The sequence below is a fragment of the Weissella oryzae SG25 genome (genome assembly GCF_000691805.2).
Lineage (GTDB): Bacteria > Bacillota > Bacilli > Lactobacillales > Lactobacillaceae > Weissella > Weissella oryzae.
Map to the genome: position 1 here is coordinate 1 of NZ_DF820539.1, position 309 is coordinate 309.

Genomic DNA, 309 nt, shown 5'->3' on the forward strand with positions numbered 1-309 from the left:
TATTTATTTGAACGACATCGCCAATTTTATATTTGGCCGGAATAGTAACTATATCCTGCTCTGCAACATACTCATTGTGTTCGCCATCAGGGTATTCAATATCATATTCCCAAGCAGAGCTTGCGTGAGCCTTTGGGGATGCTGAGACAACAGTACCAACCCAATTGCGATGATTTACTAATGAATAGCCATTCGTTTCACTTTCAGCATTACTATTTATTTGAACGACATCGCCAATTTTATATTTGGCCGGAATAGTAACTATATCCTGCTCTGCAACATACTCATTGTGTTCGCCATCAGGGTATT

Annotated in this window: 1 pseudogene; it reads right to left on the reverse strand. The window is 39.5% G+C overall.

Going from position 1 to position 309, the window contains the following annotated elements:
• Positions 1–309 (reverse strand): annotated as a pseudogene (locus TT13_RS11500) (glycoside hydrolase family 73 protein); the annotation flags it as partial.